This is a genomic window from Marinobacter sp. UBA2688 (genome assembly GCF_002352785.1).
Lineage (GTDB): Bacteria > Pseudomonadota > Gammaproteobacteria > Pseudomonadales > Oleiphilaceae > Marinobacter > Marinobacter salarius.
The window spans coordinates 31272-46508 of record NZ_DELU01000021.1; the positions used below are offsets into that span (position 1 = coordinate 31272).

At 57.9% G+C, this 15237-nt stretch carries 18 protein-coding genes; 16 read left to right on the top strand and 2 right to left on the bottom strand.

Features of this window, described 5'->3' with window-relative positions; genetic code table 11:
- The 16 genes from B3M52_RS09575 to flhB form a co-directional block, all read left to right on the top strand.
- The coding region (locus B3M52_RS09575; protein WP_286749456.1) for a FliG C-terminal domain-containing protein at positions 1-428 on the top strand (428 nt) is incomplete at its 5' end.
- On the top strand, positions 428-1279 hold the full coding sequence (locus B3M52_RS09580; RefSeq protein WP_036204831.1) for a flagellar assembly protein FliH: 852 nt from the start codon (positions 428-430) through the stop codon (positions 1277-1279). The genes B3M52_RS09575 and B3M52_RS09580, both read left to right, overlap by 1 nt.
- Positions 1251-2642: a flagellar protein export ATPase FliI gene (gene fliI, locus B3M52_RS09585; RefSeq protein WP_227517887.1), complete on the top strand. Its 1392-nt coding sequence runs from the start codon at positions 1251-1253 to the stop codon at positions 2640-2642. The genes B3M52_RS09580 and fliI overlap by 29 nt, the downstream gene beginning before the upstream one ends.
- Positions 2642-3082 (top strand): flagellar export protein FliJ, encoded by a 441-nt coding sequence (gene fliJ, locus B3M52_RS09590; protein ID WP_075194739.1) that lies wholly within the window; start codon positions 2642-2644, stop codon positions 3080-3082. The genes fliI and fliJ overlap by 1 nt, the downstream gene beginning before the upstream one ends.
- Positions 3083-3206: 124 nt before the next feature.
- Entirely contained in the window at positions 3207-3512 is a 306-nt protein-coding gene (locus B3M52_RS09595) for an STAS domain-containing protein (protein WP_036204837.1), read from the top strand.
- A 32-nt stretch (positions 3513-3544) separates the two neighbouring features.
- The gene (locus tag B3M52_RS09600; RefSeq protein ID WP_036204839.1) at positions 3545-5311 is read left to right on the top strand and encodes an ATP-binding SpoIIE family protein phosphatase; all 1767 of its coding nucleotides are present in this window, start codon (positions 3545-3547) and stop codon (positions 5309-5311) included.
- Positions 5308-5652: an Hpt domain-containing protein gene (locus B3M52_RS09605; protein WP_036204841.1), complete on the top strand. Its 345-nt coding sequence runs from the start codon at positions 5308-5310 to the stop codon at positions 5650-5652. Before B3M52_RS09600 ends, B3M52_RS09605 begins: the two co-directional genes overlap by 4 nt.
- Positions 5653-5781: 129 nt before the next feature.
- Positions 5782-6999, top strand: coding sequence for a flagellar hook-length control protein FliK (locus tag B3M52_RS09610; RefSeq protein ID WP_075194740.1), 1218 nt, complete (start codon positions 5782-5784; stop codon positions 6997-6999).
- Positions 7000-7166: 167 nt separating this feature from the next.
- Complete coding sequence (locus tag B3M52_RS09615) at positions 7167-7676, top strand: flagellar basal body-associated FliL family protein (RefSeq protein WP_036204845.1); 510 nt, start codon at positions 7167-7169, stop codon at positions 7674-7676.
- 103 nt (positions 7677-7779) lie between these two features.
- A complete protein-coding gene (fliM, locus tag B3M52_RS09620) occupies positions 7780-8778 on the top strand; it encodes a flagellar motor switch protein FliM (protein WP_007155171.1) in 999 nt (332 codons plus the stop codon).
- A complete protein-coding gene (gene fliN, locus B3M52_RS09625; RefSeq protein ID WP_036204846.1) occupies positions 8771-9286 on the top strand; it encodes a flagellar motor switch protein FliN in 516 nt (171 codons plus the stop codon). The genes fliM and fliN overlap by 8 nt, the downstream gene beginning before the upstream one ends.
- Positions 9287-9350: 64 nt before the next feature.
- Positions 9351-9767, top strand: a complete 417-nt coding sequence (fliO, locus tag B3M52_RS09630) for a flagellar biosynthetic protein FliO (RefSeq protein WP_051946792.1) — start codon at positions 9351-9353, stop codon at positions 9765-9767.
- Between the two features lies 1 nt (position 9768).
- Positions 9769-10533 carry a flagellar type III secretion system pore protein FliP gene (gene fliP, locus B3M52_RS09635; RefSeq protein WP_051946660.1) on the top strand — a complete coding sequence of 255 codons (765 nt, stop codon included), beginning with the start codon at positions 9769-9771 and terminating at the stop codon, positions 10531-10533.
- Positions 10534-10546: 13 nt separating this feature from the next.
- A complete protein-coding gene (fliQ, locus tag B3M52_RS09640) occupies positions 10547-10816 on the top strand; it encodes a flagellar biosynthesis protein FliQ (RefSeq protein WP_007155167.1) in 270 nt (89 codons plus the stop codon).
- 6 nt (positions 10817-10822) lie between these two features.
- Positions 10823-11605 (top strand): flagellar biosynthetic protein FliR, encoded by a 783-nt coding sequence (fliR, locus tag B3M52_RS09645; RefSeq protein WP_036204848.1) that lies wholly within the window; start codon positions 10823-10825, stop codon positions 11603-11605.
- 15 nt (positions 11606-11620) lie between these two features.
- Entirely contained in the window at positions 11621-12757 is a 1137-nt protein-coding gene (gene flhB / locus B3M52_RS09650) for a flagellar biosynthesis protein FlhB (RefSeq protein WP_036204851.1), read from the top strand.
- A gap of 366 nt (positions 12758-13123) precedes the next feature.
- Here the strand turns inward: flhB and B3M52_RS09655 are convergent, their stop codons facing one another.
- Positions 13124-13999 carry a class I SAM-dependent methyltransferase gene (locus B3M52_RS09655; RefSeq protein ID WP_227544166.1) on the bottom strand — a complete coding sequence of 292 codons (876 nt, stop codon included), beginning with the start codon at positions 13997-13999 and terminating at the stop codon, positions 13124-13126.
- Complete coding sequence (locus tag B3M52_RS09660) at positions 13980-15236, bottom strand: uracil-xanthine permease family protein (RefSeq protein ID WP_007153962.1); 1257 nt, start codon at positions 15234-15236, stop codon at positions 13980-13982. The genes B3M52_RS09655 and B3M52_RS09660 overlap by 20 nt, the downstream gene beginning before the upstream one ends.
- Between the last annotated feature and the right edge of the window lies 1 nt (position 15237).

The following is a 15237-nucleotide window of genomic DNA, read 5'->3' on the forward strand; positions in this document are numbered from 1 at the left end:
CCAGCCGCATCGGCGGGGTCAAACGGGCGGCTGACATCATGAACTTCATGGATCGCAGCGTTGAAGGCGGCCTGATGGATTCCATCAAGGACATGGACCCGGACCTGGCGTCCACAATCGAGGACTTGATGTTTGTCTTCGATAACCTCAAGGACATTGACGACCGTGGTATTCAGGCGTTGCTGCGGGAAGTGTCTTCCGAGGTGCTGGTCGTCGCGCTCAAGGGCGCCGATGACGCCGTTCAGGAGAAAATCTTCAAGAACATGTCCAAGCGGGCCGCAGAACTTCTGCAGGATGACCTGGAGGCCAAGGGGCCGGTACGGGTCAGTGAAGTGGAGTCTGCCCAGAAGGACATTATTACCATTGCCCGTCGTATGGCTGAAGCTGGTGAGATCACCCTTGGTGGTGCTGGCGAAGAAATGATGTGATGAAAGATCCCCGTCGCAACCTCGATCGCATTCCCAAGGAAAACCTCACGGCCTACGAGCGTTGGGAGCTTCCGCTGTTGGATGCGCGCGGCAATGAAATCGCGCAGGAAGAAGACCGCGACGTAAAGCCGTTGACCGCCGCTGATATTGAGGAGATCCGCCAGGCGGCCCGTGAAGACGGTCATGCGGAAGGCCGTGACGCAGGGTATCAGGCGGGGCTGAGCGAAGGTCGTGAGCAGGGGCACCGGGAAGGCTTTGAAGCAGGGCTTGCCGAGGGCCGCGAGCAGGGCGCGGAGGAAGGCCTGGCGGACACCCGCAAGGAGGTGGATGCCAAGCTGGACCGGCTGGAGCATTTGCTTGGCGAATTACTGGAACCAATCAAACGCCATGAAGACGAGGTGGAAACGGCGTTGGTCAATCTGACGACCGTTCTTGCGCGCTCCGTGGTTTTCCGGGAGCTGTCGTTGGATTCTTCCCACATTACCGACGTGGTCCGCAAGGCGATGACGGCGCTACCATCTACAACGGAAAACGTGCGCATCCATATTCATCCGGATGACTATCAATGGGTCAGTGAGGTTGCCGACAGGTTCGAGGCGGCGACCTCCATTGTCGAAGATGCTTCTGTTCTTCGGGGCGGTTGCAAGCTGGAAACCCGCCACAGCCTGGTGGACTTCACGGTGGAAAAACGCTTCCAGAAGGCCGTTCAGGGCATGCTGGACCGCCAACTGGACACCGAATCCGCCGGTGAGGGGGAAGAGCTTGATGCCATGATGGGCGATCTGACCGACTTCCGGCACGATGTGCTTGACTCCGACGAGGATGAAGGCCATGACAGCACACCTGGCTGAACGCCTGACACGACTGCAGGATTACTTTACCGAAGACCCCCAGCCGGAACTGTCCGGGCGGCTGACGCGCATGGTAGGCCTTACCCTGGAATGTGTGGGTTGCCCCATGGTGGTCGGCGACCGCTGCGTGATTACCGGGCAGGGCGCCGGCACCGTGGAAGCGGAAGTGGTGGGTTTTGAGGATGACCGTGTCTATCTGATGCCGCTTACGGCCATAGAGGGGTTGCGCCCTGGAGCCAGGGTGGTGCCGTTGTCGGTAGCCAGCCGGGTGCCGGTCGGCCCGGAGTTGCTGGGGCGGGTGGTCAACGGCAACGGCGAGCCACTGGACGGCAAGGGCCCGCTGCAGGCGGAGGCCCGCGTGTCTCTCAGTGGCGATATCATCAACCCGCTGGACCGTGCGCCGGTGCGTCAGTCCATGGATGTGGGTATCCGGGCTATCAATTCACTGATGACCGTCGGCCAGGGGCAGCGCCTGGGCCTGTTTGCCGGCAGCGGCGTTGGCAAGAGTGTTCTCTTGGGTATGATGACCCGCTTCACCAACGCGGATATCACGGTGGTTGGCCTGATCGGCGAACGGGGCCGTGAGGTTAAAGAGTTCATTGAGGATATCCTTGGGGACGAAGGGCTTGCCCGCTCTGTTGTGGTTGCCTCCCCCGCCGATGACTCACCACTGATGCGCCTGCGTGCTGCCATGCTGACCACCCGGATTGCGGAATACTACCGGGATCAGGGCAAGCGGGTATTGCTGTTGATGGATTCATTGACCCGCTATGCACAGGCCCAGCGGGAAATTGCCCTGGCCGTCGGCGAGCCTCCAGCCACCAAGGGCTATCCGCCTTCGGTCTTCGCCAAATTGCCGCAACTGGTGGAGCGTACCGGCAATGGCAGGCCTGGTGGTGGCTCTATTACTGCATTCTATACCGTACTGACGGAAGGCGATGACCAGCAGGATCCTATCGCGGACGCCGCGCGGGCGATCCTGGATGGCCACATTGTGCTGTCCCGGCGATTGGCGGAAGAAGGCCATTACCCCGCCATCGATGTGGAGGCGTCCATCAGCCGGGTAATGCCGCAGGTGACCGAGACCGAACATTTTGCCCGCGCCCAGCGCTTCAAACAGGTCTACTCCCGCTATCAGCAGGCCAGGGACCTGATCAGTGTCGGGGCCTATGTAAAAGGATCAGATCCTGAAACCGATTTTGCCATCACCCATATCGGCAACATGGGACAGTTCCTCCAGCAGGGGTTGAACGAAAGCGCACCGTTGGAGGACAGCATCCAGCAGTTGCTTGCGGTGGTGCCGGAAAGACGCTCTCCCGATCGCCCCAAGACCCCGCCACAGGCCGATGGAGGTGGTAGGTGATGCTCAGGTCCCAGCGCCTTTCGGTCGTGCTCACTCTGGAAGAACGTAAAGAAAAGGCCGCTTTGGAAAAAATGGCGGAAGCACAGCAGCATCATGAAGCCCAGCGCCAGCAGATAGAAAACCTTGAGCGGTATCAGCGGGAATACCGGGAACAGATCCGCAGTAGCCAGAAAGGTGTGGTGTCTGTTGCTCGCCTCCAGGGCTGGCAGGCGTTTATAGCCCAGTTGGATCAGGTGATTGTGCAACAGCAGAAACTGCTGACACAGGCGGCAGAACGGCTCCAGGCGTGCCGGGAAGAATGGCAGAGGGCCTGGGAGCGGCGCCGGGGAATGGAAAAGTACATTGAAACCTGTCGCCGGCACGAGCAGCGGGAGCAGGATGTCAGGGACCAGAAGCAAATGGACGAAGCCGCCGGGCGGATACTGGCGAGGCGGCGCTGAGCGGGTTGCCAAATGGCAAACGGCGGATGCAAATTCGGTGTTGTAAGCTATCCTTTATGTCAGGGTGCTCTGGGCACACCTGTCATTTCCCGTTACCCGGCACGCATACCATGGAGGCTCCGGAATGCCGATTCATACGCATCGCAGTGACGATGGCCAGACCCTGACCATAAAAATTGAAGGGCGTTTCGATTTCAGCACCCATCAGGCGTTTCGTGATGCGTACGAACATGGCGACGAAAAGGTGAGCTGCTTTGTCGTCGATCTTTCGGACACCACCTACCTCGACAGTTCCGCCCTAGGCATGTTGCTGTTGCTGCGTGACTACGCGGGGGGTGACCGTGCCCGGATTCGCATCGAAAACTGCAACAGCGATGTGCGTCGTATTCTGTCAATCTCCAACTTTGAACAATTGTTCGCGATTCGCTGAATCACCCGGGGAAGACGTCACGGAGGCCCGATGTGGATGATCCACTCCCAGAAAACCGGCCACTCCGGATTCTCATTGCCGATGACAGCCACAGTGATCGTCTGATACTCAAAACCCTGTTGCGCCGCCTTGGTCACGAGGTTGAAGACGCCGAAAACGGACTGGAAGCCGTCAATATTTTCCGCAAGTCTGCGCCAGACATCGTCCTGCTGGATGCATTGATGCCGGTTATGGATGGGATGGAGGCCGCCCGGCAGATCAAGGTGCTGGCGGGAGAGCAGTTGGTTCCCCTGATTTTCCTGACATCATTGTCGGACGCCGGCGCCCTGGCTCGTTGCCTGGAGGCTGGCGGCGACGATTTTCTGACCAAACCCTACAATCGCATCATCATTGAAGCCAAGATTAACGCCTTCAATCGCATGCGGTTGATGCACCGCACCCTGAGCCATCACCGGGATCTGATTCGCGAACGCAACAGCACGCTATTGGAAGAGCAGAAGGTTGCGAAGCGGGTGTTTGACAACGTTGCCCATACCGGTTGTCTGGACGCGCCCAATATCCGCTTTCATGCGTCGCCAATGTCAATTTTCAACGGCGACGTGCTGTTCGCCTGTCCACGCCCGGCTGGCGGCATGCAAATACTGATTGGGGATTTCACTGGTCATGGCCTGCCGGCCGCCATCGGCGCCATGCCCGTGGCGGAAATTTTCTACGGCATGACCAGCAAGGGATTCAGTGGCAGCGATGTACTCCGGGAGATCAACCAGAAACTGGGCCGGATACTGCCCACCGGAATGTTCTGTTGTGCAGCCATGATCCAGGCGGATTTTCACCTGAACCAGCTGCAGATCTGGAATGGAGGGCTCCCTGACGGAGTGTTACTGAGAAAGGATGGAGCGCGTGAAACCATTGTTTCACGGCACCTGCCCTTGGGGGTGCTCGGCAGTGCACGGTTTGATGCGGGTATGGATGTGTTCCATACCGAGCCGGGTGATACCTTGCTGATGATGACAGACGGTGTGATGGAGGCTGAGAACCATCAGGGTGAGATGTATGGAGAGCAGCGCCTTGCCCGCTCTCTCGACGAAATGAGCCGACAGGGGTCACCGTTTGAAACCATTATGGCCGGCATTCGTACCTTTACCGGAAATCAGCCTGAACAGGACGACCTGACGTTGATCAGCCTGCGAATGGCGGAAGACGCGGAACTGGTTGGTATTTCCGATCGACTGCCCCAGTCCGCACTGGAGGGGCCGTCGGAGTGGCGCTGTGTGTACGAGGTTCAGGATCGAACCCTGGGGCAGTTCAGCCCCCTGCCTTTGCTGCTGCATATCTGCATGGAGGTGCCGGGGCTGCGCCGGAAGAGTGGCGAGATATATACGCTGTTGTCTGAGCTGTACAGCAACGCACTGGAACACGGTGTGCTTGGCTTGTGCTCGGACTGGAAGGCGACACCCGACGGATTCGGGCACTACTACGCTGAACGTGAGCGGAGGCTGGCCGATGTGGCGGGCCACTTTATACGCTTTACGTTGACCCATACCATGACAGACAGGGGCGGGCAGCTGGTTATTGTCTGCGAAGACAGTGGCAGTGGCTTTGATTTCAGCAGTGTGCGTCCGGAGGCCGAAGATGAGCGCCGCTATTCAGGCAGAGGTTTGCTGTTGTTACAAAAAATTGGGCGTTCCCTGAATTACCGGGAACATGGCACCAAGGCTGAAATTGTATATGATTGGTATTTTTCTGAGGTTACTGGCCGTGAGGGCAGTATCACCCAACAACCAGGGGGTTGGTCATGACGGACAAACCACACCTTGATGAAGAAGCGTTGGCCGAGTTGCAGGAAGTCATGGAGAATGAGTTCGACATTCTGATCAATACTTACCTCCATGATTCCTCTGACCGTATTGCGCATCTGCGGTCGGCACTGGAAAAATCGGATGCTGACGCGTTCGCAAAATCCGCTCACAGCTTCAAAGGCAGTTGCATCAATATTGGTGCCCCTCGACTGGGCGAACTTTGTTTCGAGGCGGAAAAGGCGGGCCGCGACAATCAATTGTCACAGGCCGGAGCAATGCTCGACGACATCGAGAATGAATTCCGACAGGTTGAGGGCACACTCAAGCGTTTTATTGCGTGACGTGAACGAATGGCATCGCTTTTGCTTTGATACCGTACAGGTGCGCTGAAAAGCAGGATTAGCGCACTGAAAGGGCGTCTGCAGCGTTCAGATTCCACCGTCATCCAGTAAAAGCGGCAAGAGGTTGCCATGTCCCAAATGGTTCTTCCCCAGGCTTCCCCACAGGGTCCACAGGCCGATAACGGTTCGAAAAGCGTCTCAGGCAATCGGGAAAAAAACGGCGATAGTCCGTTTGATTCCGTGTCTCGTGAGGAGCAGCAACGAATCGATCGAAAACAGGCTGAAAAGCGTGATCAGGCTCGGGCCGAGGATACTGGCCGTGCCGACCAGGCCGGCCGGGACAAAAGCGAAAGCAAACCCGCCGATGACCCTGAGGAACCGCGAACCAATGCCCAGGCTGACAACTCGGAGGTTCAGGGCAAGGAAGGGGCTCCGGAAAAACCGACTGCAGAAAAAGAGGAGGCCGCTCCATCTGGGGAAGCTGAGTCTCCATCGTTAGCGGATCAGGAGGCGCCGAAGGAGGTTGTTCCCCTGACATTCGCTGAACTTCAGGCTCTGCTGATGCCGGCGGGGGGGAACACCACGGCAGTGTCGGGCGGCAACCCGGGTGCCGGTAGTGGCGCACTGCCGGGTGTGCAAGCATTTGCCGGAATGATTGCAGGCCTGCCTGGCAATACCGCAGGCAAACAGGCCCTGTCGACAGTGCAGGGAAGTGGTTCAGGCGCTGCGCCGGGCCTGGCATTGACCGACGCTTTGTTGTCGGGTGTGGCGGCAGACGCATCGCGTCCTCAGGAAACCCCATCGCTGCAAGGCGCGGTGCGTTTCCAGGCCGCTGCAGAGTTGGCTAACCAGCAGCTGGCCAATCCGAATACGGCAAAGCTGCCTGCAGAGGTCGCCAACTTGCGAGGGTATACCACCTCTATTGATGTACCGGTCAGTCACGCGGAGTGGGGGGACAAGCTCGTCGGAAAGCTGACCTGGCTGACAGCACGAAATATGTCTGTCGCCGAAATACATCTCACACCGCCTGATATGGGGCCCATGGAAGTCAGGGTTCAGGTTCAGCAGGAGCAGGCACACATTACCGTTCATTCCGCCAACCAGGCCGTGCGGGACCAGCTTGAACTGCACAGCCACCGTCTCAGGGACATGCTGAGTGAGCAGGGACTGTCACTGGACCAGTTTGACGTCAGTGATTCATCGCAGCAGCAAGCCGGCGAGGACAATGCCGGGGAGGGCAGCAAGGACGAGAGGGCAGTACTTGCCGATGGCGGCCTGGACGAACAGGATCTTCCATCTGAATCCCTTGATCTGACTTGGAAAGGCGAAGTTGATATCTTCGCCTGACCTCGGCACCCCTTCACCTGATGATTCTGCATCACTCTCCCTTTGCCCATCCTCCCCAGCAACGCTAAACTGCTGTTCTGATAGGGAGGATGGGGTTATCTGGCCCGTCCTTTGCTTAAACCTCTTTATAACCGTTCCGGTTGACGGATTTCTGGCAGACCTACGTTATGGCTGAAAACAATGCGCCCCCTGAGGCGCCGGCAAAGAAAGGCAAGCTCAAACTGATACTGATGCTGACCGTGGTGATTGTTCTGGCGGTCGGGTTGTCAGTCGTTGGTACCATGTGGTTTCTGGGCGGTGGCATCCCGGGCATGGCTGATGCAGAACAGGAAGACAGCTCGGAGCAGGTTGAAGTGTTTGTGCCCAGCACCTACACGGTGCTGGAGAAGGCCCTGGTCACGACAGTGCAGGCCGAAGGGCGGCAACGCTATGCCCAGGTATATCTGGCTTTCGAGGCTCAGGACCCGGCAGCACTGGCTGCGGCCAACCAGCATATGCCATTGCTTCGCAGCAAACTGATCGGCGTACTCGGTGGCAGGGACTTTAACGAGTTACAGACGCCGGAAGGCCGGAAGGCGCTGGCCGATGATATGCTGGCGACCGTTAACAGCGCGCTAGAACAGGAAGGGGAGCCGCCCTTGCTGGCCGTGCTGTTCAGGAACTTTGTCGTTCAGTAGAGAATGCGTTAGAAATGCATTAGCAATGTACTAGAGACAATCTAGGGCAAGCTAAAGAATGCAACAGCGCCCGGTAGGGCGGACATCACAGGCAGAGAAACGTATGCAGGACTTACTGTCACAGGACGAAATTGACGCGCTCCTCCATGGTGTGGATGACGGCGACATTGATACCTATGATGAAACCGACGAAGCCGGTATCAAGTCCTACGACCTTGCCAGCCAGGACCGCATTGTCCGTGGCAGGATGCCCACACTGGAAATGATCAACGAGCGTTTCGCCCGCTATACCCGGATCAGCCTGTTCAATCTGTTGCGCCGCAACGCCGATGTGTCCACCGGTGGTGTTCAGATCATGAAGTTCGGCGAGTACATCCACACCCTGTACGTGCCCACCAGCCTCAACCTCTGCAAGGTTCGCCCGCTTCGGGGGACTTCGCTGTTTGTGCTGGACGCCAAGCTGGTCTTCAAGCTGGTGGACAACTTCTTCGGCGGGGAAGGCCGACACGCCAAAATCGAGGGCCGCGAATTTACCCCGACGGAAACCCGTATCGTACAGATGGTGCTTGACCAGGTGTTTCATGACATGCGGGAAGCCTGGCATGCGGTGTTGAAGGTGGATTTCGAGTACCTCAGTTCCGAAGTCAACCCGGCCATGGCCAACATCGTCAGCCCCAGTGAGGTGGTGGTTGTGAGCACCTTCCACATTGAGCTTGATGGTGGTGGTGGCGAGCTGCACATGGCGCTGCCGTACTCCATGATTGAACCCATAAGGGATGTGCTGGACGCTGGCGTCCAGAGCGACATTGACGACGTGGATGAACGCTGGGTCAGTGCGCTTCAGGAAGATATCAAGGACGTGAATGTTCCCATTAACACCACGGTTTGCCGCCGACGCATTTCTCTTCGCGATATTGCCAAACTGAAGGAAGGTGACATCATCCCCGTGGAAATCCCCGAGTTACTGACCCTGACTGCCAATGGCATTCCGGTCTACAAAGCCACGATGGGAACCCGTGATGGCAAGCTGGCGCTAAGGATTCATGACCGGGCGACGGTGCCCAAAGTGAAAAAACAACTGAAGGTGGGACGCAATGGCTGACGACGATAAGAAAGACGAGCAGGAACTCAGCGAAGACGAGAAGCTTGCCGCCGAGTGGGAATCCGCCATGGAAGAGTCGGGGGATGCCGACGAAGATGGCCGCGAGGACGAGTGGGCTGCGGCCATGGCAGAGGCTGGAGAAACCGACGACGATGACGGCAGCGACGACGCCAAAGATAATGTCCGTGCGGCACCTATGGAAGAGTTTCCGGAGGGATCGAACTTCAGCCAGGGCACTGGTCCCGCACCGGACCTGGATGTCATCCTCGATATTCCCGTGACCATTTCCATGGAAGTGGGTAACACCCAGATTCCGATTCGCAACCTGTTGCAGTTGAATCAGGGCTCGGTCATTGAACTGGACCGGCTGGCGGGTGAGCCGCTGGACGTGCTGGTCAATGGCACCCTGATTGCCCACGGCGAAGTGGTCATGGTGAACGAGAAGTTCGGCATCCGCCTGACGGACGTCATCAGCCCCGGCGAACGCATTAAGCGGTTGCAGAAATAGGATGGTGCGGGTGCATCGTTTTGCTGTCCGTTATGGCGTTCCCGGCGTGTTACTGGCGGCCTTTATGCCTGCCTTGACGCGCGCTCAGGAGCAGGAAGGGCCGGCCCGGGAAGTTGCCAGCGCACCGGATACCGTGGCCACCATGCTGACGCTGGGCGTGGGCCTGCTGGCGGTGATTGCCATTATCTTTGGTTGTGCCTGGATTGTGCGTCGCATGAGCGGGATGACGGGCGGCAACACCCGGGCTATCAAGGTGGTTTCGGTGATGCCCATGGGCACGCGTGAGCGGATTGCCCTGGTCGAAGTCGGTGGCAAACAGATTCTGATTGGTGTTACGCCTTCAGCCATTCGCACTTTGCATGTGTTTGATGAGCCGGTCGTCAGTGCCGGTGATCCTGTGTCCAGTGATTTCGCCCGTAAACTCCAAGGCATGATCGGGAAATCCTGGGGCTCCGGTTCTTCATCGAAGGAAGGTTCCTGACATGGCGGTACCTGTGTCCGGGCGCATCCTGGCGTTACTGACCCTTTTCATTCTTACGGCCTGGGCGCCCACTGCGCTGGCGGATATACCCGGTATTCCGGCCTTTACGGTAACGCCGGGCGAGGAAGAGGGCGTTCAGGAATACTCCGTATCCCTGCAAATCCTGGCGCTGATGACGGCGCTGACGTTCCTGCCTGCCATGCTGATGATGATGACGTCGTTCACCCGCATCATCGTGGTGTTCGCAATCCTGCGTCAGGCTCTTGGGCTGCAGTCCACGCCTTCCAACCAGATCCTTCTCGGCCTGACACTGTTCCTGACCATCTTCATCATGAAGCCGGTCCTGGAAGAGGTGAACGAAGTGGCTCTGCAGCCGTACATGCAGGAAGAACTCAGCTCGTTGGAGGCGGTTGAGCAGGCCAGTCAGCCCTTCCGGAAGTTCATGCTGGCACAAACCCGGGAGAGCGACCTGGGCCTGTTCATGCGTATCGCCGACGAAGAATACGACACCGCTGAAGACGTCTCTTTTTGGGTGCTGCTGCCGGCCTTCGTGACCAGCGAACTGAAAACCGCGTTCCAGATCGGATTCATCCTGTTTATTCCGTTTCTGATTATCGACATGGTGGTCGCCAGCGTACTGATGGCGATGGGTATGATGATGTTGTCTCCGATCATCATTTCACTACCGTTCAAAATCATGCTGTTTGTGCTGGTGGACGGCTGGGCCCTGATCATGGGCACGCTGGCCGCCAGTTACGGGATATAGGGGAGAGCCGACCATGACACCCGAAACCGTTATCGACATTCTGCGTGAAGCTCTGTGGATGATCGTGCTGTTGGCAAGCCTGATTATTGGGCCAGGCCTGGTGATTGGTCTTGTGGTCAGTACCTTCCAGGCCGCCACCCAGATCAACGAACAGACCCTCAGCTTCCTGCCCCGGCTGCTGGTGACACTGATCACCATTATCGTTGCTGGTCCGTGGATGCTGACCCAGCTCCTTGATCATGCAAACCGGCTGATCACCAGCATTCCTTACCTGATCGGCTGACCCGGCATGCCCACGGAGATATCAGCCGACCTGATCAACCAGTGGGTAGGTCAACACCTGTGGCCGCTGTTCCGGCTGGCCAGCTTCATGATGGTCATTCCCTTTATCGGCACCCAGCTTGTCCCGGCACGGGTTCGTTTAGGGCTCGCTCTTATTATCACTATCTTGGTAGTGCCCATGATCCCGCCCGTGCCTCAGGTGGATGCATTCAGTGCTGACGGGGTTGTGATCACCTTGCAGCAGATCCTCATCGGTGTGGGTATGGGATTTGCCCTGACGGCCCTGTTCCAGCTGTTTGTTGTGGCCGGCCAGATGATCGCCATGCAAATGGGGCTTGGTTTTGCCTCCATGGTTGATCCGGCCAACGGCGTGAGTGTGCCGGTGCTGGCGCAGATCTACACCATCACCATTACTTTGCTGTATCTGGCGATGAACGGGCACCTGGTGGCGTTCGAAGTTTTCATAGAGAGCTTCCGTACCATCCCCATTGGCCTGGAAGGTTTGGGGCAGACTGGTGTGTGGCAGCTTGCCCATCGCATCAGCTGGATATTTGTGTCCGCTATATTGCTGGCCCTTCCTGCTGTCACTGCCGTGTTTATCGTGAATATTTCCTTTGGGGTTATGACACGTGCTGCTCCCCAGATGAACATTTTTGCCCTGGGTTTTCCGATTGGCCTGATTTTTGGTTTATTTGCCATATGGGTGCTGCACGCCAATTTTCTGCCACATTTCGAGCAGTACACCCGGGAGACGTTTGAGTTCATGCGAAACCTGCAAGGGCAGCCTTAGTAACGACGGAAAACCATGGCCGAAGAAAACGACAACAGCCAGGAAAAAACCGAAGAGGCCACCCCCCGAAGGCTTGAGAAAGCCAGGGAGGACGGCCAGACTGCGCGTTCCAAGGAACTGGCGACCATGGCTGTTCTGTTGGCTGGTGCCGGCGGCCTGCTGATGTTTGGCGCGTCAATGGGCGCTTCCCTGGAAAGTATCATGCGCGACAGCTTCGTGTTGGAGCGCTCCGCCATCTTCGACACCCGGCATATGAGCGTCCAGCTGATTGCCTCCACCAAGGAGGCCGCCCTGTCCCTGGCGCCCTTGCTGATCCTCTTGCTCGTCGCTGCAGTCGCAGGCTCGATTGGTATTGGTGGTCTGCTGGTCAGCGGAAAAGCCATCGCCCCCAAGCTCAATAGAATGGACCCTCTCAAAGGTCTCAAGCGCATGTTCTCCATGCGTTCGCTGATTGAACTGGTCAAAGCCATCCTGAAAGTCGGCCTGGTGATGGCGGTAGCGATCCTGATATTGAACCTGCGTACGGATGACCTGCTTAGCATCGCTGAAGAGCCTGCGAGATCGGCCATGGAGCATGTTGTGTGGACCATGGCCTGGAGCTTTTTCATCCTTGCCTGTGCCACCATCGTCATTGCCGCGATCGACGTGCCGTTCCAGATCTTTGATCACCAGAAAAAGCTGCGCATGACCAAGCAGGAGGTGAAAGACGAATACAAGGATACGGAAGGCAAGCCGGAAGTGAAGGGCAAGATCCGTCAGTTGCAGCGTGAGATGGCTCAACGTCGGATGATGCAGGATGTGCCGGGCGCGGATGTGGTGATCACTAACCCGACGCATTATGCGGTGGCTTTGAAGTACGATCAAAAGAAGATGGCGGCGCCGATTGTGGTGGCGAAAGGGTCGGACGAAACGGCCTTCAAGATCATGGAGATTGCCCGCGAGAACAAAGTGGAGATTCTCCGCACGCCACCCTTGGCGCGGGCGGTTTACCACAACACTGACATCGGGGGTGAAATCCCGGATGGCCTGTACATGGCGATCGCCCAGGTGCTTGCCTATGTGTTCCAGCTTCGTCAATTCCGTAAGGGACGGGGCGAGAAGCCCCAGATGCCGAAGTTTCCGATTCCTTCGGATTTGCGGCGCGATGTGTAGCTTGGTGCTGGCCTGCTGTCTAGCCTGATGGTTTGGGGGAGGTGGCTCTGCGGGTGGGCTGCCCAAAACACGCTCCTTCGGCACATCCATGTGACGCTTGGACTCCGCCATCCATGGCTCCGTACAGTTTTGGGCAGCCCACCCGCAGAGCCACTTCTGTCATCACAGATATCACAATAGGACCAATCTGATTACTTACTTTGCTTGCGATATCGATGTTGCCCGAGAGGGTGTGGGGAAGGGGCTCCCAAAAACGTGGAGCGCCATGGATGGCGCGACCGAGCCCTACAGGGACGTATTCACGGGCGTTTTTTGGGAGTCCCTTTCGCACACCCGTTAACGCCAAACCGGAAGGCTAAAAGCAGGTTACACCGAGGCCTCAATAACCCGAACCATAGGATCACGGCGGCTCTCCGGAATTGGAAGTTGGCCGTAGAGGTTAGCAGGGTTGTGGACGGTAACGGAGGGAAAGCCGCAGGCACCGAAGTGCTCAGCAGCTTGCTGGTCGTGCAGGAAGTGGAAGCTGACATCACTGCGGGTAACCGTGCTTAGCAGTCCACCGAGAGATTTCAGGGCACCGCGTAGCAGCGGCTGGTTCGGCATCAGGTAGCTTTCAGACAGGTAGACCGAACCCGGGCGCTGTTGCAGCAGTGCCGCCAGGCGTTTCCAGAATTCGGAAATAACCGGCAAGGAAAAATAACTGGTCAGTCCTTCGGTGACGACAACCACCGGTTCTTTGCTGTCGAACACTCTCTCGAAAACCGCCTCCAGCGTCTGTTCACCGGATTCCGCCAGGATATCGATGGGCATTACCTGATGGTGATCGCCCAGGCGGCCGGAGGCCAGGAGTCGTGCGGCTTTTTTGGTGGCCATGTCAGGGAGGTCGGCTTCCACCATATGGAGGTGTGGGTGCTTTTCCCGCAAGCGGATGCCCCTTGGAGACATTCCGCAGGCAATTTCCAGAACCTGGGTGACGCCACGTTCGAGGGCCTGTTCTATCAGGTGATCGATGATCATGTGGCGCTGCAGCAGGAAGGTGCGGATGTTGCCGCCGATGAGTGTTTTGCTGCCGACCTCGAAGGGCGTCATCAGGTGATACAGCCAGCGCCCCTGATCCGTCGCAAGCACGTCGTCGGAAAGGCCGTACCGGTGCCATACGGCACCGGTATAGAGGGCGGTAAAGCTGATGCCGGAGCTGTCAGCCATTTTCATGGGTCGGCCGTCAGTGGGTGTCTTTCTCATGAATCCTTGCGCCCCATGCTTCGCCTTTGCCTGGCAGGATCAGGTTGAGGGCTATGGCAACCACCGCGCAAAGGGCGATGCCCTCCAGGTTACCAATCGCCATGCCACCAATCCCGAAGACCAGAGTGACGGCAACGATGACCAGGTTGCGTGCCTGCGACAGGTCGACCTGGTGACGAATCAGGGTATTCAGACCGACAACGGCAATAGAGCCGAACAGCAGGCACAGGATGCCGCCCATCACCGGCGCCGGGATGGTTTGCAGTGCTGCGCCGAACTTGCCGATGAACGCCAGCACGATGGCAATGCACGCCGCCCAGATCATGACTTTGGGATTAAAGTTCTTGGTCAGCACCACCGCGCCCGTAACCTCTGAATAGGTGGTGTTGGGTGGGCCACCAAGGGCTGAGGCAGCACTGGTGGCAAGGCCATCGCCCAGCAGGGTGCGGTGCAGGCCGGGCTTCTCCAGATAGTTTTTGCGGGTAACGGTACCGATGGCGAGGATGTCGCCAATGTGTTCAATGGCCGGTGCGATGGCCACGGGAATCATGAACAGGATGGCTGCCCAGCTGAACTCCGGCGCCACAAAGTTGGGGATGGCGAACCAGGGCGCGTTGGTGATGGGTGACAGGTCCACGATGCCGGCAAAGGCCGACAGAATGTACCCGACAATAATGCCGAACATTATCGGGATCAGGCGGAAGATGCCGCTGGACCAGACCGCCATAATCACGGTCACGGCCAGGGAGATCATCGCAATCCAGATAGCGGTGTCGTAGGGCACCAGTTGTTGCGCGCCATCGCCGGTGCGGCCGGACGCCATGTGGACAGCCACCGGCGCCAGGCCAAGGCCGATGACCATGATCACCGGACCGATGACCACCGGGGGCAGCAGGCGGGTGATGAAACCGGTACCGCGCAGACGTACCGCGCCACTTAAAATGATATAGAGGATGCCCGCAGCCATCAGGCCACCGAGTGTCTCCTCAAGGCCGAAGCGCCCCTTGGCGGCAATGATCGGGGCGATAAAGGCGAAGGATGAAGCCAGGAAAATGGGAATCTGGCCGCCGGTGACGATGTGGAAAATCAGCGTGCCAATACCGGCGGTGAACAACGCAACGTTGGGGTCGAGGCCGGTAATCAGAGGCATCAGTACCAGTGCGCCAAAAGCCACCAGCAGCATCTGTGAGCCGGCAATGGCCTGTTTCCAGACCGGGTCGGTGCTATGGTCCTGCATG

Bases quoted from the DNA above. Each gene is read 5' to 3' on its own strand.
- B3M52_RS09605 (WP_036204841.1), top strand. From the start codon at position 5,308: ATGACGGACAAACCACACCTTGATGAAGAAGCGTTGGCCGAGTTGCAG.
- B3M52_RS09610 (WP_075194740.1), top strand. From the start codon at position 5,782: ATGTCCCAAATGGTTCTTCCCCAGGCTTCCCCACAGGGTCCACAGGCC.
- fliR (WP_036204848.1), top strand. From the start codon at position 10,823: ATGCCCACGGAGATATCAGCCGACCTGATCAACCAGTGGGTAGGTCAA.
- fliO (WP_051946792.1), top strand. From the start codon at position 9,351: ATGCCTGCCTTGACGCGCGCTCAGGAGCAGGAAGGGCCGGCCCGGGAA.
- B3M52_RS09655 (WP_227544166.1), bottom strand. From the start codon at position 13,999: ATGAGAAAGACACCCACTGACGGCCGACCCATGAAAATGGCTGACAGC.
- flhB (WP_036204851.1), top strand. From the start codon at position 11,621: ATGGCCGAAGAAAACGACAACAGCCAGGAAAAAACCGAAGAGGCCACC.
- fliI (WP_227517887.1), top strand. From the start codon at position 1,251: ATGAAGGCCATGACAGCACACCTGGCTGAACGCCTGACACGACTGCAG.
- fliJ (WP_075194739.1), top strand. From the start codon at position 2,642: ATGCTCAGGTCCCAGCGCCTTTCGGTCGTGCTCACTCTGGAAGAACGT.
- fliP (WP_051946660.1), top strand. From the start codon at position 9,769: ATGGCGGTACCTGTGTCCGGGCGCATCCTGGCGTTACTGACCCTTTTC.
- fliQ (WP_007155167.1), top strand. From the start codon at position 10,547: ATGACACCCGAAACCGTTATCGACATTCTGCGTGAAGCTCTGTGGATG.
- fliN (WP_036204846.1), top strand. From the start codon at position 8,771: ATGGCTGACGACGATAAGAAAGACGAGCAGGAACTCAGCGAAGACGAG.
- B3M52_RS09580 (WP_036204831.1), top strand. From the start codon at position 428: ATGAAAGATCCCCGTCGCAACCTCGATCGCATTCCCAAGGAAAACCTC.
- fliM (WP_007155171.1), top strand. From the start codon at position 7,780: ATGCAGGACTTACTGTCACAGGACGAAATTGACGCGCTCCTCCATGGT.
- B3M52_RS09660 (WP_007153962.1), bottom strand. From the start codon at position 15,236: ATGCAGGACCATAGCACCGACCCGGTCTGGAAACAGGCCATTGCCGGC.
- B3M52_RS09615 (WP_036204845.1), top strand. From the start codon at position 7,167: ATGGCTGAAAACAATGCGCCCCCTGAGGCGCCGGCAAAGAAAGGCAAG.
- B3M52_RS09595 (WP_036204837.1), top strand. From the start codon at position 3,207: ATGCCGATTCATACGCATCGCAGTGACGATGGCCAGACCCTGACCATA.